Annotated in this window: 20 protein-coding genes; 17 read left to right on the top strand and 3 right to left on the bottom strand. The window is 39.7% G+C overall.

The window, feature by feature from the left end; translation table 11 throughout:
- The 11 genes from MHI58_RS19390 to MHI58_RS19340 all read left to right on the top strand — a co-directional run bounded on the left by MHI58_RS19390 (window position 1) and on the right by MHI58_RS19340 (window position 10,074).
- Window positions 1–303 carry a helix-turn-helix transcriptional regulator gene (locus tag MHI58_RS19390; RefSeq protein ID WP_045034889.1) on the top strand — a complete coding sequence of 101 codons (303 nt, stop codon included), beginning with the start codon at window positions 1–3 and terminating at the stop codon, window positions 301–303.
- Window positions 304–440: 137 nt separating this feature from the next.
- Window positions 441–1,607 carry an MFS transporter gene (locus MHI58_RS19385; RefSeq protein WP_045034888.1) on the top strand — a complete coding sequence of 389 codons (1,167 nt, stop codon included), beginning with the start codon at window positions 441–443 and terminating at the stop codon, window positions 1,605–1,607.
- A gap of 104 nt (window positions 1,608–1,711) precedes the next feature.
- On the top strand, window positions 1,712–2,578 hold the full coding sequence (locus MHI58_RS19380) for an MBL fold metallo-hydrolase (RefSeq protein WP_045034887.1): 867 nt from the start codon (window positions 1,712–1,714) through the stop codon (window positions 2,576–2,578).
- Window positions 2,579–2,684: 106 nt separating this feature from the next.
- Window positions 2,685–4,799, top strand: a complete 2,115-nt coding sequence (locus MHI58_RS19375) for an MMPL family transporter (RefSeq protein ID WP_045034886.1) — start codon at window positions 2,685–2,687, stop codon at window positions 4,797–4,799.
- Entirely contained in the window at window positions 4,800–5,471 is a 672-nt protein-coding gene (locus MHI58_RS19370) for a response regulator transcription factor (RefSeq protein WP_061420762.1), read from the top strand.
- Entirely contained in the window at window positions 5,468–6,841 is a 1,374-nt protein-coding gene (locus MHI58_RS19365) for a cell wall metabolism sensor histidine kinase WalK (protein WP_045034884.1), read from the top strand. The genes MHI58_RS19370 and MHI58_RS19365 overlap by 4 nt, the downstream gene beginning before the upstream one ends.
- Window positions 6,842–7,062: 221 nt before the next feature.
- Window positions 7,063–7,653, top strand: a complete 591-nt coding sequence (locus MHI58_RS19360; protein WP_045034883.1) for a Crp/Fnr family transcriptional regulator — start codon at window positions 7,063–7,065, stop codon at window positions 7,651–7,653.
- Window positions 7,654–7,724: 71 nt separating this feature from the next.
- Window positions 7,725–8,066, top strand: coding sequence for a darcynin family protein (locus tag MHI58_RS19355; RefSeq protein ID WP_039165381.1), 342 nt, complete (start codon window positions 7,725–7,727; stop codon window positions 8,064–8,066).
- Between the two features lie 105 nt (window positions 8,067–8,171).
- Window positions 8,172–8,678 carry an LURP-one-related/scramblase family protein gene (locus MHI58_RS19350; protein ID WP_025208303.1) on the top strand — a complete coding sequence of 169 codons (507 nt, stop codon included), beginning with the start codon at window positions 8,172–8,174 and terminating at the stop codon, window positions 8,676–8,678.
- Between the two features lie 15 nt (window positions 8,679–8,693).
- Window positions 8,694–9,200, top strand: a complete 507-nt coding sequence (locus tag MHI58_RS19345; protein ID WP_045034882.1) for a hypothetical protein — start codon at window positions 8,694–8,696, stop codon at window positions 9,198–9,200.
- 13 nt (window positions 9,201–9,213) lie between these two features.
- The gene (locus MHI58_RS19340) at window positions 9,214–10,074 is read left to right on the top strand and encodes a LysR family transcriptional regulator (RefSeq protein ID WP_045034881.1); all 861 of its coding nucleotides are present in this window, start codon (window positions 9,214–9,216) and stop codon (window positions 10,072–10,074) included.
- Between the two features lie 39 nt (window positions 10,075–10,113).
- Here the strand turns inward: MHI58_RS19340 and MHI58_RS19335 are convergent, their stop codons facing one another.
- Entirely contained in the window at window positions 10,114–11,010 is an 897-nt protein-coding gene (locus MHI58_RS19335; RefSeq protein ID WP_045034880.1) for a PhzF family phenazine biosynthesis protein, read from the bottom strand.
- 253 nt (window positions 11,011–11,263) lie between these two features.
- Between MHI58_RS19335 and MHI58_RS19330 the strand changes: the two genes are divergently transcribed.
- The gene (locus tag MHI58_RS19330) at window positions 11,264–13,450 is read left to right on the top strand and encodes an Ig-like domain-containing protein (RefSeq protein ID WP_045034879.1); all 2,187 of its coding nucleotides are present in this window, start codon (window positions 11,264–11,266) and stop codon (window positions 13,448–13,450) included.
- A gap of 119 nt (window positions 13,451–13,569) precedes the next feature.
- On the top strand, window positions 13,570–14,580 hold the full coding sequence (locus tag MHI58_RS19325; RefSeq protein ID WP_192876918.1) for a hypothetical protein: 1,011 nt from the start codon (window positions 13,570–13,572) through the stop codon (window positions 14,578–14,580).
- 49 nt (window positions 14,581–14,629) lie between these two features.
- Here MHI58_RS19325 and MHI58_RS19320 read toward each other — a convergent pair whose 3' ends face one another.
- A complete protein-coding gene (locus tag MHI58_RS19320) occupies window positions 14,630–15,340 on the bottom strand; it encodes a GntR family transcriptional regulator (RefSeq protein WP_045034878.1) in 711 nt (236 codons plus the stop codon).
- Window positions 15,341–15,495: 155 nt separating this feature from the next.
- On the opposite strand from MHI58_RS19320, the gene MHI58_RS19315 reads away from it, so the two are divergent.
- Both MHI58_RS19315 and bglA read left to right on the top strand, forming a co-directional pair.
- Entirely contained in the window at window positions 15,496–17,394 is a 1,899-nt protein-coding gene (locus tag MHI58_RS19315) for a beta-glucoside-specific PTS transporter subunit IIABC (RefSeq protein ID WP_045034877.1), read from the top strand.
- A gap of 9 nt (window positions 17,395–17,403) precedes the next feature.
- Window positions 17,404–18,843: a 6-phospho-beta-glucosidase BglA gene (gene bglA / locus MHI58_RS19310; RefSeq protein ID WP_110487679.1), complete on the top strand. Its 1,440-nt coding sequence runs from the start codon at window positions 17,404–17,406 to the stop codon at window positions 18,841–18,843.
- Window positions 18,844–18,894: 51 nt separating this feature from the next.
- Here bglA and MHI58_RS19305 read toward each other — a convergent pair whose 3' ends face one another.
- The gene (locus MHI58_RS19305) at window positions 18,895–19,056 is read right to left on the bottom strand and encodes a hypothetical protein (RefSeq protein ID WP_041508051.1); all 162 of its coding nucleotides are present in this window, start codon (window positions 19,054–19,056) and stop codon (window positions 18,895–18,897) included.
- Window positions 19,057–19,216: 160 nt separating this feature from the next.
- On the opposite strand from MHI58_RS19305, the gene MHI58_RS19300 reads away from it, so the two are divergent.
- Both MHI58_RS19300 and MHI58_RS19295 read left to right on the top strand, forming a co-directional pair.
- Window positions 19,217–20,452: a TerD family protein gene (locus MHI58_RS19300; protein WP_041508050.1), complete on the top strand. Its 1,236-nt coding sequence runs from the start codon at window positions 19,217–19,219 to the stop codon at window positions 20,450–20,452.
- 201 nt (window positions 20,453–20,653) lie between these two features.
- Window positions 20,654–22,372, top strand: a complete 1,719-nt coding sequence (locus tag MHI58_RS19295; protein WP_255817070.1) for a T7SS effector LXG polymorphic toxin — start codon at window positions 20,654–20,656, stop codon at window positions 22,370–22,372.
- Window positions 22,373–22,375: the final 3 nt, after the last annotated feature.

Raw genomic sequence — 22,375 nt, 5'->3', positions numbered from 1 at the left:
ATGGAGCCAATAGAAGTTTTCAAAGCCTTATCCAATGAATCAAGATTGCAAATTTTACAATGGCTAAAGGAACCTGATCGTCATTTTACACCCCATGAAGGGATTGATATGAATACTACAGGGGTATGTGTTAGTCAAATAACAGATAAATTGAAAATGACGCAATCAACAGCATCTCAATACCTTTCAATTCTACTACGAGCTGGATTAATTACAACAGAGCGTATAGGTAAATACACGTATTATAAAAGAGATGAAAATGCCATAAAAAAAATTGCTAAGATTCTAGAAAAAAATATTTAATAAATGAACTGAATTCATACATCAGAATTCAGTTTCATTTATTAAATACAAATCGACTTATCGTAATATGTTTTTTTGTCCATACATATTAACAATTCTAGATATGTAAATTTATTATATATAAGGAGTGATCTACATTGTCAAACACTGTAAAGATTTACATTTTAGCTATTGTAAGTTTTTTAGTTGGTACATCAGAGTATATCATCTCTGGTATTTTGGATAATATTTCTGAATCATTAGGGATTACGATAGCTGCAGCTGGCCAGTTAATTACGATTTTTTCTCTTGTGTATGCCATCTTCACCCCAGTATTAATGGCTTTAACATCGGGAATGAATAAACGCAAGTTAATGTTATTTTCACTTAGCGTTTTTATTCTAGGTAATATTCTTGCATTCGTCCTCCCTGGGTATCAATTATTTATTGTGTCAAGAATTATTATGGCTCTTGGAGCGGGGATGGTCGTAGTTACTGCATTAACAATTGCTGAAAAAATTGCACCAAAAGGTAAGCAAGGTACCGCTATTGCTACAGTAGTAATGGGATTTACAGCATCATTGATCATTGGAGTCCCACTGGGCAGAATGACTAGTGATTTCTTTGGTTGGAAAGCTGTATTTGGAGGAATAGCCTTACTCGGATTATTAGCTATGGTGATAATTTCTCTTACGATTCCAAAAATTCAAGGGGATAAACCTGTACCTTTAATTCAACAACTCGCTCTTTTTAAAAAACCAAAAGTAGTGTTGGGATTAGCCATCACCTTTTTCTGGCTCGGTGGTTATTCAATTGCCTATACCTACCTATCCCCTTACCTTTTAAACATATCAGGTGTAAGCAGCAAATTGCTGAGTGGAGTTCTTCTCATATTCGGGATTGCTAGTCTAGTTGGGTCAAAGTTTGGTGGATTTAGTACCGATCGATGGGGTGTGAATTTTACTCTGATTAGTGGAATGACATTACATGTCATCATGCTCATATTGCTCTCACTAGTTACGCATTCTTATGTTGGAGTATTGCTCATTTTAATATTATGGTCATTTGCTGCATGGTCTTCTGGCCCGACTCAACAATATCATTTAGCTACAATGGAGCCAGAGTCATCAGGTATACTATTAGGTCTCAATCAGTCAATGATGCAATTGGCGATGGCTGCAGGTGCAGCTATTGGAGGTATCTTTGTAGAGAGGGTTTCTCTATCTTCCGTTACTTGGGCAGGTGCTTTAGGCGTTGCAATCGCGATCATTGTAACAATATTGGCTTCACGTGCTACTTCGAGTAATGAAATTCGATATACTTAATAAATCGCATATATTATATTGAAGTACAACCGCATCATAAACAGCGGAACGATGGGAAAACGTGATTCAATTTAAAAAATAATGACAGAAAGTAGGAAGCACCTTTGCACTCAATTAGAAAAACAGGTCAGAGTTTTTGGTACATCACACCAATATCACTCACCGACCGCCCCATCCTAGGCATGGTCGTAGGCAATAACAAAACATTAATGATCGATGCCGGTAATTCAGAAGATCATGCGAACTATTTTATCCAAAAGACCTTAAAACAAGAGAACGCCACGCCGGATATGGTTGTCCTCACGCATTGGCATTGGGATCATATTTTTGGTCTACCGGCGCTGCCTCATGCGGTTTCAATTGCTTCTGCAAAAACGAGAAAGGAAATGGAGAAGCTTCTTCCGTTTTCTTGGTCAGATGAGGCGATTGATGAGCGGGTGAGGGAAGGAACGGAGATTGAGTTTTGCGCGAAGGCGATAAAAGAAGAATATAAGAATCATCGAGACATTCAGGTGGTTTTACCGGATGTCACGTTTGATCGTCGGATGGAGATTGATCTTGGCGGGGTCACTTGTGTTGTGCAGCATGTTGGGGGCGATCATGCCGCAGATTCAGTGATCGTGTATGTGAAAGAGGAAAAAATCCTGTTTCTTGGTGATTGCATTTATCCGAAAATGTATGCAGAAAAAGTACATTTTACGGTAAAAGAAATTTTGCGTCTTTTAGATGAGTTAGATGCTTTTGATGCGGATACGTATATTCCTTCACATCAAAGACCGTGGACAAAAGAGGAGTTTCGTCAGGAAACAGACAAGCTTCGAATGATGGCGAAATACACTGATCTTTATGGTGGAGACCAGGAGAAAATCAAGAGTGAATATCAAACACATGTGAACAGAGAACTAAAAGAAGATGAGTTAGAGACGATCGCTTATTTTGTAAATGGTTATGAAGGATTAGCAGAGGGATAAACCTCTGCTTTTTTTATTTTCATGGCTCGTCCTTTTCCCTGAGTTTATATCAAGTTTATATACAGGCGATATACTCGAACCGGTGAGAAAAGGAGGAGAACCATCAATGAAAGGATTCAGATCATTTATTGATAAAATGTCTACAAAAAAAGGGGCTTGGCTGACTGTTATCATTTGGCTTGTTTTCATGATCGGGTTGAGTGCTGGGCCTAAATTGGGCGATCATAAAGTGAGCAATTTTCAATCTTTACCTAGTGATGCTCAGTCCATCGTGACACAAAAGAAGTTAGATCAGTATTTCCCAAATGATAAAGGGACTCCGGGATTATATGTGTTCCATAACCCTAATGGAAAGCTGGCTATTCAAGATGTAAAAACGATCATTCAAGGAATTAAAGAGGCAAAGATTGAGGGGATTGAGGATATTGTCGATGTGTCCGCATTGCCTCCTCAAGCGTTATCCGCTTTTTTATCAGAAGATGAAACGACGATGATTGTGCCAATGAATTTGAAAGCAGGATTAGGCAATGCTGATTATGCAAAGATTAATGATGAGACAACGGATGTCGGTACAAACATAGCGAAAGGGCTAGATGCTGATTTTTATATTACGGGTCCAGCAGGTATAGCGGGGGATACGGTGAAGCTGTTTGAATCTGCCGACTTGAAACTGCTATTAGCTACTGTTGCAATCATTTTGGTTTTATTGATCGTCATTTACCGTTCTCCGTTATTAGCGATCATTCCATTGTTCGCAACGGTCATTGTCTATCAAGTGGTGAATCAAGTTGTGGCTTTACTTGGCGTGGGTGGACTTGAAATCAATAACTCAACCACCTCGATTATGAGCATTTTGTTATTTGCTGCTGTGATTGATTATTCATTGTTTGTTTTCTCTCGTTATCGTGAGGAGTTACAACATCATGAAAATCAATTTGAAGCGATGAAAGTAGCGATGCGTTCAACAGCCAAACCGGTATTATTTGCAGGCGGTACAGTATTTGCGGCGATGATCATTTTATTTGTGGCGGATTTCCGTGATTATCAAAACTTTGCGCCAATCTTTGGTGCTGCGATGGTGGTCATTATGTTGGCTTCTGTCACACTGATTCCAGCCTTGTTTGCATTATTTGGCCGCAAAGCATTTTGGCCGAAAGTACCCGCATATGGTGAAGCAAAAGAAGCAAAACATGGCATATGGGGACCTCTTGCCAAATTCGTGGTTAGAAAACCAGGATTAATTGGTGGTGCGGTCTTACTGTTTTTACTTGTGACAGGTGCGAATATTTTCAATTTACATTATGAATTTAACTCGGTGAAAAATTTCCCGAAGGATTTACCTTCTCGTGTTGCATTTGAAATCGTTGAGGAAAAATTTAATAAAGGTGATCTAGCCCAGACAACAGTACTTGTGACTGGTCAAAAGCTAACTCAGGAACATTTACAAGAAATCTCCGCCCAATTCTCAGAAAATGAAGAGATAGGATCGACTCGTCCTTCGGGGGTAACCAAAGATGGAGAGCACGGCAAAATGACGATATCATTAAAAGTGAATCCATACAGTATAGAGGCCATTGAATTTTTAGGAGATTTCCGTACAGATCAAGCCGTCTATCGATTATCAGATGGTCAAAAGGTACAGTTATCTTTTGCTGGCACAACAGCTAAATTAGTGGATGAGCAACAAGTGAATCAATCCGATATTAAAAAGATCGTTTTACTGGAAACATTACTCATTCAAATCTTGTTACTTGCTTTGACACGTTCCATGAAAATGTCGATTTATATGATGGCGACGATTTTAATCTCATTTGTATCTGCCTTAGGCTTAGGTATTTTCTTAGTCGATGTGTTATTTGGATATGATGCGATTTCAACTCGTGCCCCTGTGTATGCCTTTATCTTTCTCGTGGCATTAGGAATTGATTATAACATCATCCTTGTGAGCCGTTTCTTAGAAGAACGCCAAACATTACACGTCAAAGCTGCATTAGAAGTGGCGATACGAAACACAGGCGGGGTGATTTCTTCAGCGGGGCTCATTCTTGCTGCAACGTTTGCCGCATTAATGACCATGCCGATTACGGATTTATTTATCTTTGGATTTATTGTCGCTATTGGGATTATCATCGATACATTTTTCGTGCGAGGAATGTTGCTGCCGTCACTCATATTATTCTTTGAAAAAGACAAAGCTAAGGAAATAAAGGAGGAAGGATAATTGCATGTATTGGTTGTGGATGATGATGAAGCCATTTTGCAATTAGTGTCCATCCATTTAGAGCAGGCGGGATACCAAGTGACAAAAGCAAGCAATGCTGAGGCAGCGCTTGCTTTTTTGCAACATCAGTCATTTGATCTCATGATTATTGATGTGATGATGCCTGGGATGGATGGCTTTCAGCTGGCGAACATTGTGACGAAACAATATGAACTGCCTGTCATTATGCTGACAGCGAAAGGGCAGATTGAAGATAAGCAACAAGGATTTGAACAAGGGATTGATGATTATATCGTCAAACCATTTGAAACGAAAGAACTGCTATTCCGTGTAAATGCGATTTTACGACGATATCGTAAATCTATAGAAGCTATAACGACTGCGGGAAATGTTCAGATTGATACGAACCGTTGGGAATTAATGATTGCGAATCAGCAATATATCTGGCCCATGCGGGAATTAGAAATTCTGTATTATCTGCTGCAGCGGGCAAACCGCAATGTAAGCCGCTGGGATTTAATTGATGACATTTGGGGGGATACGTTAGATCAACCCGAATTCACATTAAACACGCATATTAACCGCATACGAGAACGTTTAAAAAGGGCGGAAGCGACGATTGAAATTGTCACAATACGTGGTTTCGGCTATCAACTTGAGGTAAAAGAATGAAACTACAACAACGTTTTATGCTATATACGTGTTTGATTGTTTTGATTAGTATCTTCATTGGATTTATTTGTTCTAACTTGATTTACAATCATGTTGTCAAAGAGCAAATGAATGATCGATATTTAGCCATTGCCGAGCAGTTATCTAAACAAATCAAAGAACATGAAATTACCTTGCGGGCATCTTCTGATTTTTTGCAAACCATGAGCGATCTAGGGTACCAAATCGCTTTGGTTAAAGAAGATGGGGAGATGAAGATGTTTGGCGAACCATTTAAAACGAAAAAATGGAATGACCAAATGCACGCCTTATTTGAAGGCGGTAAAGCGTACAACGGGATCAAATCCTTTAAAAATTCATACTTAATCATGAGTCATTTCGCAAATGATATACAAAATACAGTGGGGACGAAAATAGAAATTGACGGGGAAGAATGGGGCTTATTTTTACGCCCGAATAATATCAGTTTCTTTACAGAGTTCCATTTGATTATTTTTGGATTTATCTTCGCCGTTTTTGTGAGCAGTATCATTGGCATTTTATTCATGTCTCGAAAGGTCACCCAATCTCTTTCAGAATTGACGAGTGCGACGCAAGAGATGGCAAACCATAATTTTCAGTATCCATTAATGATCAATCGAAAAGATGAAATTGGTCAGCTTGCTGATCGTTTTCGGATGATGCAGCAGAAGTTAGAGAATACCGATCAAGCAAGGAAGAAATTTGTGAATAACGTCTCGCACGATTTTCAGTCACCACTATTAAATATACGAGGATATTCTGAATTACTAAATGAGGAGATTTCATCAAGCGAAGGGAAAAAATACAACCACATTATTCAAACAGAAGCAAAGCGATTATCTAACTTAACGAAACAACTTCTCATTTTAACCTCTATTGATCAAGGGACATATCCAACGAATAAACAAATCGTCAGAGTAGATGAGCAGCTTCATCAAGTGGTCCATTCGATGCTATGGCGGATAGAAGAGAAAGGTCTAGAAATTAAGTTGGATCTACAGCCTGTTTCGGTATATGCGGATCGGACCTTGCTAATCAATGTTTGGGAGAATTTAATTGGCAATGCCATTAAGTACAACAAAGAGTTTGGGGAAATCAGTATTCATTGTAATGAAAATGAATCGGAAGCGGTTGTGACGATTAGAGATACGGGGATTGGCATAGAACAACACACATTAGAAAAAATATTTGAACGCTTTTACCGGGTAGATCAGGCACGAAATAAAGAGGGAATGGGTCTTGGATTATCCATCGTGCAAGAAGTCCTGTCGTACCACAATGCTTCTATTGAAGTAGAAAGCAATGAAAAAGAAGGAACGACCTTTACGACGGTTTTTCCAAAGAAATAGTATTTGAGAAAAGTCTCGTTTGCGTGTGTCAAATGAGACTTTTCTTTTCATGATGATCGGTAATCGCTGTTAAGTCTGCTTGTAAATGGATGTTCCAGTGAAAAAAAGTGATTTTTTTCATTGTTTCTCCCCTCATCATCGCTTATATTTCCATTATAACTTGCGTGTTTTCTGACACTATTTTATATCAAGTCTTCCATTACTAGAGAGGTAACTTACAGATGGATAAAATAACTAACCCATACGACACGTTCAAAACCAAAATATCGAAATATCCAATTGAACAAAATCATTGGCAAGCCTTTAAAGATGGAACAACGATTAAACAATTAAAAGCGGGTACATGCATAATCAAGGCTGGCGATCCGGTGAAGCATGCCTATTTCTGCATAACAGGTCTCTTCCGTCTCTTCTATTTGTTACCGAATGGAAGGGAGTACAACGTGGCTTTTACGTTGGAAGATGATTTTGCTACTTCTTATGCAAGCATGATCAACGGGCAGCCTTCTCCTTATTCGATTGAAGCGATGGAGGATTCTATCGTGATTGAAATTCCGAATGATCTACTTCAAATGTTGATGGACAGAAGTCATATGTGGGAGCGGTTTGTTCGGGTGAGTGTAGAAAGGCTGTATACGAGAAAGGAAGAGCGTGAGAGGGAACTGCTATATTTGCCAGCCATTGAGCGATATCAGGCGTTTTTATTGAAATATCCCGGGTTACATCAGCGTATCGCTCAATATCACATTGCCTCATATATCGGTATTTCTCCGGTTTCGCTGAGCAGGCTGCTGCATCCTGCTGAACATTAACCTATGTTAATGCACATTCTCTAGATCTGGCGTACAATCATCACATCATAGAAGAATCGAGGGGCTTGATGATGAAATATATGATGGTTGTTTTATTAGAGTTCTATCCATCTTGGCTTGCTTTACCACGAGAGGAGCGTAGAACCCATGCGGCTTCGCTGCAAGAGTTGATGCAGAAATATGAGGAACATGTGACGGTGCGCTTTTTTGATGCTGAAGCTCTTCCAGGTAAGGATTACACAGATTTTGTGATGTGTGAAACAGATGACCTGAAGTTCTATCATTTTATGTGGGAAGAGATTAGAGATTCTATTCCTTACACAAGTGGTTATGTCAAAATGAAAGAGGTCATCATGGGAATGGAAGATGCTTTTCAAACATATGAAAAAGAATCTCTGAAAATGGATCAGTAATCGAAAACCACCTGCTATCAGGTGGTTTTTTGCACATTCTATCTTTTGGTATAATCAGGGGTAAGGTAAGAACGGATAAATTTTTGAACTGAATCGGAGGTACTTATGAAGCAGCTGTATATGAAGCAAAAGGTATTTAGTCTGAGCGGCAGGTTTACGGTAAAGGACCAACAGGAGAATGATGTATATGTGGTCGAAGGCAGCTTTATGAAGGTGCCAAAGACGTTTACCATTTTGAATACAGAACGAGAAGTCATCGCTGTAATTACGAAGAAAATGTTTAGCTTTTTACCGAAGTTTTTAGTAGAAGTCGGTGGGCAAGAGGTATTGACGATCAAAAAAGAGTTTACGTTCTTCAAAGCAAAATATTCAATTGATGCTGCTGGTATCGAAGTACAAGGGAACTGGTGGGATATGAATTTCCAAGTGTTGCAAAGCGGCGAAGTGATCGGTCAGGTAAAGAAGGAATGGTTTACTTGGGGGGATAGCTACAAGGTGGATATTTTGAAAGAAGAGATGGAGCCTGTGATGATTGCATTGGTTGTTGCGATTGATTGTGTGAAAGCGGATGAAGCGGCGTCTAGGTCTTCGTCGACGACGATGAATAATTAATTGGAGGGTTTAAAGTTGGACAATCTCACCCGCATTTTAAGATTAAGAGATGCAGAGATATGGGCGTATGAATTTCTCGATAATAAAGACATCATCGTCTATTTCTCGATTACAGATTTAAATAGAAAAGCAACGATTCATGATAACCCTCTAGCCACTCAAGAAGAACTGGATGAAAGAGATAATTACATATCAATGGATGTGCACAGCCATCTAGATCTCAAGAAAACGCTAGAAGAAGATATATTTGATGACTTTATCACCAATATCTCAGCTTTAGTAGAGCATATGCATGATTTTCACAATGCGCATGTTTTTATTCATATGCATGTTCATGACAAAATCGATTTAACAGATTTTCAGTTAGAAAAAGATGAAGAGATGCATGGCGATGAAAAAGAACAACTCTATACATTTAAACGTTTATGGATTCAGCAGGCATGTTTTCAATTGGTCGAACAACAATTAAATCGAAAAATCACAGACATGTCTAACAGTAGGTTTTGCCAAGATCTAAAGTGAGGTGAGCAAACAAATGACATTCCCATACAAAGTATTTCAAACAGTCGTCGAATGCGGCAGTTTTACAAAAGCCGGTGAGAAGCTTGGGCTGACGCAGTCTGGGGTGAGTCATAATATGGCGAAGCTTGAGTCAGAGCTTGGGATTGTGCTGCTTCATCGGAATCGAAACGGGCTGTCGCTGACAGATGCAGGTGAGCGAGTGATGCCCCATATTCGCCAAATCATTCATCATGCGTTATTGCTTGAGCAGGAGGCGGCGTTGATTCAAGGGATGGAAGTGGGGAGTATCAAGATCGGCACGTTCTCTAGTTTTTCTTCAAAAATGCTTCCGCAGCTCATTCATCGTTTTACGAAAAGTTATCCCAATATCCAATTGGAATTATACGAAGGCGGCTATGAAGAGATTGAAGAGTGGATCGCATCTGGCACAGTTGATCTTGGGTTTTTAACACAGCCATCTAGAGATTTGGAAACTGTTCCACTGTTTCAAGATGAATTGGTGGTGCTCATGCAAGAGAGTCATCGTTTCCATACAAAGAAGGTGATGGAAGTGGCTTCGTTCCAAGATGAACCATTTATTATGCCAAAAGCGGGCTGTGATCAACTCATTAAGAAATTATTAAAAGACAGAGGCGTGAAGCCCCATGTTTTATTTGAGATTGGGGACAACAATACGCTCATCTCTATGGTTCAGGAAGGCCTTGGGCTCACGATCATTCCGAAGTTGATTTTGCCGCCTCAGGTGCCTCATGCGAACGTAATTCCACTTGAGACCCGTGTTTATCGCGAAATCAATATGGCGTTTAAATCTTTTAACGCAGCCTCTCCCTCTACTAAAAGATGGATTGAAGCAGTCAAAGATCATTTTAAATAGATTCAGCTTGAACGAGAGTCTCTGTTTAAGCTGATCAATTTATAGCGTGATCACCCCACGAATGGTAATAACCGCTGCACCTGCTACTTTAATGACCGGCTTTGTTTCATTCGGAATGACCGTGATACGAAGCAATCCTGGTCTGCCGATTGCATCACCTTGAGCAATGCGCAGATGAGTGGTTTCTTGCTGAGGAATAATCCCTTCCAAATACAGATATCCGGCCAATGCCCCGTTTGCTGCTCCCGTTACAGGATCTTCGGGTATACCAATGCCAGGTGCAAAATCCCTTGTATAAAGATCACAGTCTTTTGTGGATTGAAACGTATAAAGATGAGTCGTTGTGATATCCTGCTCTTTATTCATTTTTCCTAAAGCTGCTAAGTTTGGTGCTGCTTGATCAATGTCATGCTGGTGTTTCAGCGGAACCAGGAGATGCCAGTTTCCGGTGTTTGCTAATTTTATAGGATAGGATGGATCAATCCTGTCACTGCTTATACCGAGAATATCACTAAGCTCTTCTACATCGATGATAAAATCTCGCGTCTTTGGCGTGACCTGTGTCATCTCGACATCCACAACTTTGCCATTCTCTTCGTGCCATACAACGGGAACATGGCCGATCTTTGTTTCTAACACAACCCCTGATTTTTCTTTAGCCATATCTAGCTCCGTCGCTAAAAGCCAAGTCAACCCAACCGTCGCATGCCCGCAGAAATTGACCTCTTCCGTTGGAGTGAAATATTTCACTCGATAATCGGCTTTCTCATCATGTGCCGGCAGCAAGAAAACGGACTCGGGTAAGTTCAACTCCTTGGCGATATTCTGCATCTCATCCTCCGTTAACCATTCCCCATCCAACACCACCCCAGCGGCATTACCTCCAAATTTCTCAGTTGTAAACGCATCGACATGATACACCCTAATATCTTTCATCTGACGAATCCTCCTAACCATGTTGTTATGTTCATCATAAGTGTGTAGGATGCATTCGTAAAATGAATCTTTTTGATGTGATGAATTTGTATGATTCATGCAAAATGAAAAATCGATCGACATCACTCTCTATATCTATGAATATGGATTTTATATAAGTCTTTAGGCTCAACATTAAACCTTGTACCTATATTGGTTAAAATGTATAATATTTGTATATAAACACATTAATAGGAAAAGAGAGGATATATTTATGAAAATAGTCCTGAAAGTAGTAGCTTCTATTCTTTGTATGATGATGTTGAGTTTTCATATACAAGAAAATGTGAGTGCCGCAGAGGGTGGAACAATAACAACAGTTGATCGTTATAAATATGGTGATGATTATCTGACAGGTAAGACAATTCCTAACGCAATCGTTGCATTCGGAGATTGGGGTCTTCCTAGAGACTGGAAATCTAGATATCACGATTACGCAAAAGCAGATAGTAAAGGAAATTTTAAATTGTTTTCTGGTAAAGCGACTGCTGGTCAAACTTTGAATTTAGATACGTATGATCAAAGCGGTACCTTACTTGCATCAAATAACGTATATGTATTCAAAGGCTCTTTTAGCTCTTTAGATGATATATATGATACTTCTCAAGAATTAACTGGGAAAACAGTGAAGAACACAAAAGTTGAGGTCATGCAAGATGGTAAAGTGATTGCGTCAGGGACATTCAATGATGCCATCCATTTAAAGCTGCCACCTGTATTAACTGCTGGAACATTCCTGACAGTCAAAATGACAACTGGCAGCAATATCGACGTATATAAAAAAATCATTAATCCTAAGAAATTTTCACTTGGCCCTACGACAAAATGGTCTAAATCATTAAAAGGTCAGACAGGTATTCCTTACGCTAAGATCATCTTTGCTAACAATGAAACAAACGACATTATTAAGTCCATGATAGCAGATGAGGAGGGTAATTTTGAGTTTAATGTAGACAAAGCAACCCTAAAGGCCTTAGACCGAAACAAGGTAAAAATTATTGAACCAGCTTATGACAACGTTTTGATAAGGGATTTCTTTTATGTTAAGTCGACAGCTCCAACATTGAACCCGTTTACGCAGTTATCAACATCAGTGAGTGGAACCGCCACTCCAGATAGTATCATAAAGGTATTAAATGGAGAGGGGCAAGTCATTGGAGAAGGTCAGACAGACTCTAATGGTGTCTATGACGTTACTGTTTCAAAATTAATCGGTGGTGACTTAATTACAGTAAAGACGTTCATGGCAGATAACCCAAGTGAAACAGATCAATCTCAAGAAGATGTACAGAAAGTTTATGTAGAAGATATAGATGATTCGAGTGATACAATTAATGGTTTCAGCACCTTTGGGTCTAATGCTGTTGTAGAAGTACAATCAGATTCTACAAATAGTACAATAAAAGCCGTGTCCAAGCTCAGCACAAGTTCCACAAAAAAGAAATATGGCCCATTTCCAATCACCCCAGGGAAAAATTTTAAATTAAAAACGGGAAAATTAACAAAAGGTTCTAAAGTAACGATCACGTTGCAAAGCGGGAAGAGGAAGGTTTCCCTCCCAGTCGTAACCGTCAAAAAAATCTTCACATCTCCTCTTGCAGCATCTCAAGTGAAGGTGACGAACAATAAAGGGAAAAACGATACGGTAACGATAAAAGGAATCAAAAAACAATCCGTCATCAAAATCTTTAAACAAGCTTCTGGTGGAACAGCGATTGCTCAGCAAACTGCATCGAGCTCGAACATGACGATTTCCATGAAACAATTGGGTCAAACAAGTGGAACGCTTTATATCAGCATGAAAGAGCCTGGTCTAAAAGAGGGAAATCGAGTACCAATTCGCTATCAGGGTGAAAAATCAGATGCTCTAAAAGTCAACCAGGTCAAAATCAATAATCTTAAAAATAAAAAAGACGTCATTACAGTGAGTAAGATTAAGAAAAAAGACGTCATCAAAGTCTACTCAACAAACGGTAAATTACTTGCCACATCAAAACCGGCGAACAGTTCATCCATCAAATTGTACGCCAAACAAGTTGGGGCTAAGAGCGGCAAAGTATTTGTTACACGAAGCAGTGACAAGATGTTGGAAAGCGGCAAACAGGCTGTTTCTTTTAAAGGTGAGCCAACCTCTGCATTAAAAGGCAACCAAATTAACATCGTCAACAACAAGAAGAAAAATGACGTGATCACCGTTAGTCAATTAGCGAAACAGGATCTTGTTAAAATCTATAACCAATCAGGAAAATTAATTGGTCAGTCAACGGTTTCTAAAGGTAAGGTTGTGAAGGTGACCATCAAACAACTAGGCGCTAAGGGCGGAAAGATTTACGTCACGGTTACAAGAAAAGGCATGTCAGAGAGTAGTAAGACGGTAAAGTCGTTTAAGGCTGAGAAGTAGATTTTCCCAATAATTTGTAACACTTCATTTCTATAACAATCGTCATTCGTTTTATGGGTGACGATTTTATGTTCAGATCGTATTTTTTTAATAACTCTAATCATAGGATGGTGCCAATCTTGAAAAAAATAAAATATGTCGTCCTAACGGCTATTATCTTTTGTTGCAGTATGTGGTCTTCTAGTGTTCAAGCTCAATCCGGTTATTTCAACACATATACAACGTATACTGGAATGTCAGGCTCTGGATTCTACACCTCTATGCAAGGAATGTGTGTCGACCGTAACAATAACATGATTTATGCTGCAAAAATAAATACTTCAACCCAGCTGACACAATTGTACTCTATTAAAATGAACAGCTCGTCAAGCAACAGAACAGTGAAGCTTCTTAAAAACTCTGATACGAATAGTACTAGCTATGATTTAGGACATGCCAATGACTTAGCTGTCAAAGCCCAAAAAGGAGATGAGCAAGTTAGTATTTATGTAGCCCCTATGACCGATGGTGTCAAGTATGTAAAAAAGATCGTGAAGCTACAAGTGAACACGAAAAAAAGTACATACAAAGTGGCTAAAGCCTATGTCCTTCAGTACCAAGGAACGAATTTATCAATTAGCGGCATCACGTATTCTGTTGGAGCAGACAAATTTATTGTGAGGTCTGGCAATCGCTTTTTCATTGGAAATTTTAATGATCAAACAGGAAAATTTGAGTATGAGGCCACATTTACATTAAATTATACAAAAGCAGTGATCAATCAGTCAGTGGTAGATGTTTCGAAGTACATTCTTCAAGGAATTTCTTTTTACCAAGGAACATTATATGTCCCTTTATCTAAGCCAGATACCAACGGAGGGGCTTCTAATGTGAGTGTTATTCTCACGTATCCGTTAAATATCAACCAAATGATCAAAGAGCAAAAGGGAACAACAACAAAAGATTTTTCAAAAGAGTTGTTTACTAGAAATGACCTATCTTTCCGAATAACGAGCAGTGCATTTACTCTTTTTGAGATAGAAGCTGTTGATTTCGATGACGGAACGTTATATTTTAATACGAATCGTGGGAAAAAAGGGACACAAGAAGATATGATCGCAACATTCAATGACTATAACTACTACAAATGATGCCAGCATTAAAAAAAGCTCCTCAAAAATGAGGGGCTTTTTCCTTTCATCACCCATAATAATTATTCGCCTGAATAAAAAATTGGGATTGCATGTAGTTATATGTGATTTTCGAGAAGTCGAAGGGCTGGCCGTTTGTGAGATGAAAGACGGTTTCGACGCGAAGAGCAGGATCATTTTGTTTAAGTCCGAGGTGCTTCGCTTCGGTTTCATTCAGTTTGCCTACTTTTAAGTACATATCCGAGAAGCCAACTTTGAGCCCAAGGCCTTCACTAATGAATTTAAATACAGAATCGGCTGCAATTTCTGTGTTGAGGTAAGGAATAATGGTTTTCCGGTAATAGGACTCTTCTAAACATAAAGTTTGTCCATTGATGTAACGAATGCGTTTAAGGTAGAAAACATCCTCATCTAGTTCAATATTTAAATTTAGCGCAGCTTCTTCTGGCGGTTTGACGGTATCTAACGTGAGAACTTCTGATGTCAGTTGAAATTCCTCTAAATCTTTTTTAAAACCTTGGTTGGATAATAGGCTAATATAGCCTTTGCGTCTATGCCTTCTCACAAAGATGCCGCTGCCCCTCACCTGATAGACAATCCCTTTTCTTTCGAGTAAATCTAATGATTTGATAATTGTACTTTTGCTCACAGCAAATTGATTCATGAGCGTCTCAAGCACAGGGAGTTTGTCTCCTTGCTGCAGCTCATGTGTGACAATATATTTTTCAATATCGCTTGCAATTTGTTGATACTTTAACATAGCCATTCCTCTTTGTTTTCACGATTTATTGTCTTTGTATTATAGCACATCCCGATTTCTCTTTGATATGCAAACTCGAATTATATATGTATTGATAAATTGTACCGGTATAATTATAATGTACATATACTAGTAGTGATAAAGGGGGGGTTTATATGTCAAAAGTGAGGGATTATCAAAAGCTTGCAGAAGACATCTTAGAAGCAGTTGGCGGAGAAGAAAATGTGGTGAGTGCCGCAAGATGCGCCACGAGGCTGCGTTTGGTGCTGAAGCGTTCTAATCCAAAGGCAAAAGAAGCAGTCAACGCCATGCCTGGCGTCATTACAGTGGTGGAAAACGGTGGTCAGTTTCAGGTTGTGATCGGTCAGCATGTAGGTGAGGTATATGAGCATTTTACCAACCTAGTTCAGCTCCAAACGTCGGATGATGACCAGCCGAATGAAAACAAAGGAACGATACTGAATCGGGTCATTGCGACCATGTCCGCTGTGTTTGCGCCATTTGTGTATATTTTAGCCGCAGCTGGTATTTTGCAAGGTGCACTTATTTTAATAAATTTGATATTTCCAAGCTTCTCGAAAACAGGCACTTATGAAGTGTTTAGCTTTATTTCTTGGGCACCGTTTACGTTCTTGCCCATTTTTATTGCGATAACTGCAGCCAAGCATTTCAAAACGAATATGTATATTGCGGTTGCTTGTACAGCAGCGCTTGTCAGTCCTTCTTGGACAGAGATTGCCGGACGTGTAGCATCAGGGGAAGGTGTGACCTTTTTAGGGATTGCGTTATCTGAAACGGTTTATACATCATCCGTCTTGCCACCGCTTTTCTTAGTATGGATTCTTTCTTATGTAGAAAAATTCTTAAACAAACGAATTCATGAGGTCGTCAAACCGCTATTTGTCCCATTTTTATGTATGGTCGTCATGGTTCCGTTAACCATTCTATTAATCGGTCCTCTTTCGACAGCAGGTGCAAATGGGATTGCAAACGGATACAATGTTTTAGCTGAAAATGTACCAGCTCTGGCAGGGGCCATTATCGGCGGTTTCTGGCAAGTACTCGTGATTTTCGGTGTTCACTGGGGCATCACGCCAATGGTACTTGCGAACTTTGAACAATATGGACGTGACTCCTTTCAGGCATATCAAACCATCGCTGTTATCGCTCAAGTCGGTGCGGTGCTGGGAGTTATTTTAAAAGCAAGAAATCGGGAAACACGGAAAGTTGGGGTTTCAGCTGGAATCACAGGACTCTTCGGTATTACGGAGCCTGCGATTTACGGTGTCACCTTACGTTTTAAAAAGCCGTTTATTTTCGGGTGTATTTCTGGAGCGGTCGGTGCCGTTGTAGCCAGCTTCTTTACGCCTTATTACTTTGCATATGCAGGGCTGCCTGGCCCGCTGACCATTGTGAACGGAATCAGTGCAGATTATCCAACGTCTATCATTGGTATTTTGATTGGTGTGGCCATTGCGCTCATTTTACCAGTTGTGCTTATTCAAATGTTTGGATATGGAGAAGATACAGTAGAACAGTCAGCTAGTGAAACACCTGTTAAAGATCAAGACGGAGAAACGACAAATACTTCTATGAACAATGAAGAAATGATCACGGCTCCACTTACAGGAAAGGTGCTTTCGTTATCTGAAGTGCCAGATGCCGTATTTAGCTCTGGGGCGATGGGGAAAGGTTTTGCCATTCATCCGACCGATAACAAACTGTTTGCACCGTTTGACGGCAGTATCGTCATGCTTGCACCAACAAAACATGCGATTGGTCTGCGTTCTGAATTTGGTGTAGAGTTACTTGTTCATGTAGGAATTGATACGGTTTCTCTAGATGGATCGGCATTTACACTCAATATCAAAGAAGGCGACAAGGTGAAAAAGGGTGACTTGTTGATGACATTTGATCAGGAAGCAATTGAAAGCAAAGGATTACAAACAATCACACCTGTTATCATTACCAATACCCAAGCATACGAAGATGTGATTGTAGAGAAACATTCGACATGTCAGCCAACTGACGTCATGATGACAATTGTGAAATAGGAGGAATAGATAATGACTTTACCAAAAGATTTCTTATGGGGCGGGGCATTAGCCGCTCATCAATTCGAAGGTGGATGGAATGCAGCTGGCAAAGGGCCGAGTGTTGTAGATGTGATGACAGCAGGTGCTCATGGTGTACCAAGACAGATCACGGAAACGATAGAAGAAGGAACTTTTTATCCAAACCATGAAGCCATTGATTTCTACCATCGTTACAAAGAAGATATCGCCATGTTTGCTGAAATGGGATTAAAATGCTTGCGAACATCGATCGGCTGGAGCCGAATTTTCCCTAAAGGGGATGAAGAAGAGCCGAATGAAGCAGGCTTACAGTTTTATGATGATGTGTTTGATGAACTGATTAAACATGGAATCGAGCCTGTCATTACGCTGTCTCACTTTGAAATGCCCCTTCATTTGGCAAGAGAATACGGCGGATTCCGAAGCAGAAAAGTCGCTGAATATTTCGCGAATTTCGCGGAAGTTTGCTTCAATCGTTACAAGGACAAGGTCACGTACTGGATGACATTTAATGAAATCAATAACAAAATGGACGTCAACAACCCGTTGTTCCTTTGGACAAATTCAGGGGTATCTGTCAAAGAAGGCGAAAATGCCAAAGAAGTCATGTATCAAGCGGGCCATCATGAATTGCTTGCAAGTGCATGGGCAGTGGCAAAAGGAAAAGAGATCAATCCTTCCTTTCAAATTGGAGCGATGGTGTCCCACGTGCCAATTTATCCATATTCCTCAAACCCAGAGGATGTCATGCTGGCAGAAGAATATATGAGACAGCGCTATTTCTTCCCAGATGTCCAAGTGCGTGGCTACTATCCAAGCTACGCGTTAAAAGAATTTGAGCGCGAAGGCTATCACATTCCATTTGAAGAAGGCGATGAAGAAAGTTTAAGAAAAGGAAAAGTAGATTACCTTGGCTTTAGCTACTACATGTCTACAACGGTCAAAAGCGATGCAGTATCTGATCACAACGGAGACATTGTCAATGGAGCATTGCCACATGGTGTAGAAAATCCGTATATCAAATCAAGTGACTGGGGCTGGTCCATTGATCCGACAGGCTTAAGATATACATTGAATCGTTTTTACGATCGCTATCAAATCCCGCTATTCATTGTGGAAAATGGCTTTGGTGCCATTGATCAAGTGGAAGAAGACGGCTCTATTCATGACCCAGAGCGAATTCAATATCTCGCTTCTCATATTCAAGCACTGAAAAAAGCGGTTGAATATGACGGTGTGGACCTCATCGGCTACACACCTTGGGGCATCATTGATATCGTGTCATTCACAACCGGTGAAATGAAAAAACGCTACGGCATGATTTATGTTGACCGTGATAACGAAGGTAATGGTTCAATGAAGCGTCTTAAAAAAGATTCGTTTACTTGGTATAAAAACGTCATCGCAACGAATGGTGAAGAAGTGTAATAAAGAAATGACTGGCCCGGATGAGCGTGGGATGCGCTTGTTCGGGTTTTTTTATTTCCTATGCTTCAATGTGGCCTGAATACAAATAAAAAAGAGAGTGATCACAATAAAATAATTCATTGGATTGTGGAAGACATTGATACTAAATGCTAATTGAAGAAGAATCCAAAAACCGAATATCACTGTAACAGCTGGGATGATTTTTTTATACACATTGATTCTCCTTTCGAGAGTAGTTTGTTTTTAGGTGGCATTGTCTCATATCATTGCAGAGATGAAAAGAGAGAAAGATATTAATAGGTTCTATTGCACTATTTGGTATAATTGGTCTATAAAAACGATAAATGGTAGATAAAGAATAGGAGTTGTTGAAATGAATCAAACTCTGCAAATGGGTGCCAATACCGTACTAAACTCTCCAAAGGGGCAATTATCCATCAGTTATGAAGTGTCATCTGCAATTGATATTTCTTTAACGGCGTTTCTCTTAACAGATTCAAATCTAGTTCAAGGAGATAATGGCATTATTTTTTACAATCAGCCGGAGAGTACTACGGGTGTCGCAACACTTTTACCAGCAGAGATATCAGATCAGTTGAAAAGACATCAATTGAATTTTGATATGAGCAAAGTGCCTGTCGGAATCACAAAGATGGCTATTACACTAACAGAGGATCGAGGAATCGGCTTTTCTCATGTGAAGAATCTGCAAGCAGAAATTCGAACAGGTGATGAGGTCCTATACCTAACACCAGTTAGCTTTACAAATGAAAAGGGTATTGTCGTAGTAGAGCTATACATAAGAAATAGTGAAACGAAAGCACGATCCATCTGGCGTGGCTTCGATTCTGGATTGGAAGGGCTATGCAAGCTTTATGGGGTAGAGGTTGAACCTGATGAACAGGATGTTTCTACACCTCCTGAAATGGTTTCTGAAAAACAAATTAATGAGCCTGCTCCAATGAACACAGCCGCTAAAGAGAAAGTCCCTGCACCTATTAGCTTAGAGAAAGTTCAAGGTAAAATAAGTCTAGACAAAGGTCATAAACCGATCATCATTGAAAAAACACCAGAGATTACGGCTACAGTATCTTGGGAGTCTGGCACCGATTATGATATTTACGCATTGGTCTATACGAAGTCAGGAAAACAAATAGATGTGGCCATGTTTGGCGCAAAAGGTGTTCCCGCTCTCAAAAGTTACGGTAACGGGGCTGTTGAGCATATGGGAGATGTCGGTAGAGATCGTGAATCAATGAAAACAGAAGTCATTAAACTAAGGTTAAATGATGATATCCTTGCGGTGGTACCCGTTGTTTACTCTGCTCAATCAAATGGAACAGGTTCTTTCTATAGATATAGAGTGTCTATGAGTATCGATAATCATCAAGGAACGTCTGTCACGATTCACGCGAAACATGCAAATGACAATGATCGAATTTATTCTTGTGTTCCAGGTATTCTTCAAAACACAAATGATGGCGTGATCATCCGTCCACTAGAGCTTTACAGTAAACCCAACTCTGAGCGTAGACCGAAGTTAAAAATGAAATATTCAAATGAGATCGATGTTTTGATGGATAAAGGACCAATCAATGATTATAAGTAACGTGAACATGTGGCCAGACAGAGTATAATGAACTGTCTGGCCTTTTCTATATCCCTACAATTGATAAACTCGTTTATCCAAATTAGAGGGTAAATTGAATAGAGAGTCCATTCCATTTTTTATGTCATTTAGCCTATTTTTCCTTTTTGGAGGTCACGGTAAAATAGACTTTATGATCAATAATGGAGGGAGTGGCTTAATCTGGGCAAGATACTTGATGCAAAAGCACTAACCAGTGCCATGGATACAAGGGCAAAACACTATCAGGAACTCCGTGAACAAATGATAGATTTAAAAAAGGCACTTCAAGGTGTTGCCAATCTCGGTGACGACTTCACTGGAAAAGGTGCCGATAACATTAAAAGCTTCTACAAAGAACTCACCGGAAATGTGGACATGTTTATTAGCTTCATTGATAAACAAAAAGCCTTTCATGAAGGTGTTTCTGGGACACTTGATGATACAAATTTTGGCGGCGACACCTTTGTAGAAGAACACTTTTTAGACAACGCTGTACATATGGGAATCAAGAATGCCAAAAGCATCGTGAAGGATCAAAAAAAGGCGCTCAAAACGATTTTTCAAGATATTGATGACCTCATTTCTCTGGAGGTATTTGATAGTAAAACCTTTGACGAAAAGATTGCAGATGCGGAAGATGAACGGAAGAAAACGGTTAAAGATTTAATAGAACTTGATCAAAATCTAAAAGATGAATATGCTTTGTCAGAGACTGAGGAGAAGGCTACAATGGCATTGTACGCAGAAATGATGAATGCGACAAATGACGGAAAATCCATTTCGCCTATGAATTTTGACAAGAAAGCGTATCAAAATAGCGAAATCTACAAGGCAAAAAGCGATATTGAGAAGCAAACTTCTGAATATCTAAAAATCAAAAAAGATCAAGAAGAAGCCCGCGAGATCGCAAAGGAACAGGAAGCGCTCGCCAACCGTCCTTGGTATGAAAAAGCCCTTGATTACGGTGGGAATATCGTTAATGAGTTGACAGGCGTGAACGATGCAAAACGTGCCGCAACAGGCGTCGATCCGATCACAGGTGAAGAACTTACCGCAGGCCAGCGAGTCGCCGCAGGCGGCATGGCAGCAGCAGGATACATCCCGATTGTCGGCTGGGCAGGACGTATTTTCAAAGGCGGAAAAGCCGTCTATAAAACGACTCAAGCCACGTCCGCCGCAGTCAGAGCAGTCGACATTTACAAGACATCACAGAAGTCTTTCGATGCGTTGAAAACATCACAAAAAGGCTTATATGGACTCACCGCGACCAACGGCTTCAGCGAAGCGATTACGGGTCGAGATATGTTTGGAAATAAAGTCTCGAAAGAACAGCAGGAAGCGAGTATGAATGCTGCGCTGGGGATGCTTTTGCCGTTTGGGGCGAAAGGATTTCATGGGAAGATGGGGATGAAGGATAGTACTGGTAAAGGTGGATTTAAACATAAGTATTCTGACAATAGCAAAAATCATCTAATACGACCAGAAGGTGTTAGTAAAACAGGTGTAAGTGGTGGTCATAATGAAAAGGAATTTTTCAATTATTTAAATGAAAAGGAAATTCCCTATAAATTGGAGAGAAAGGAACGCCATCCTTCGGTCCATGGAATAAATGATGTGTACTATAAAATAGCAAAACAAGAGCGTGGTATGTATACAAAAGAATTTAAAGCCTCTACTCATAAGAAGACTGTTTATGATGATAATGTATTTACTGATGAACAAATTTACAAATATGGCCAAGAGGCAATGGAAAATGGTACTGAGTATGTAACTAGAGGCGGTCAACATGTAATACAAGGTACATCAAATGGTTTAAAATTTGAAGGGTGGAAAAATCCAAAAACAGGAGAAATTGAAAGCTTGTACCCAGTATTAGAATGGAAAAAATATAGTAATTAGGAG

Origin of the sequence: Bacillus sp. FSL K6-2869, from assembly GCF_040869405.1 — a bacterium.
GTDB lineage: Bacteria > Bacillota > Bacilli > Bacillales > Bacillaceae > Bacillus > Bacillus altitudinis.
The sequence above is the reverse complement of the archived record's forward strand: the minus strand, read 5'-3'. Positions and strand labels throughout refer to the sequence as shown.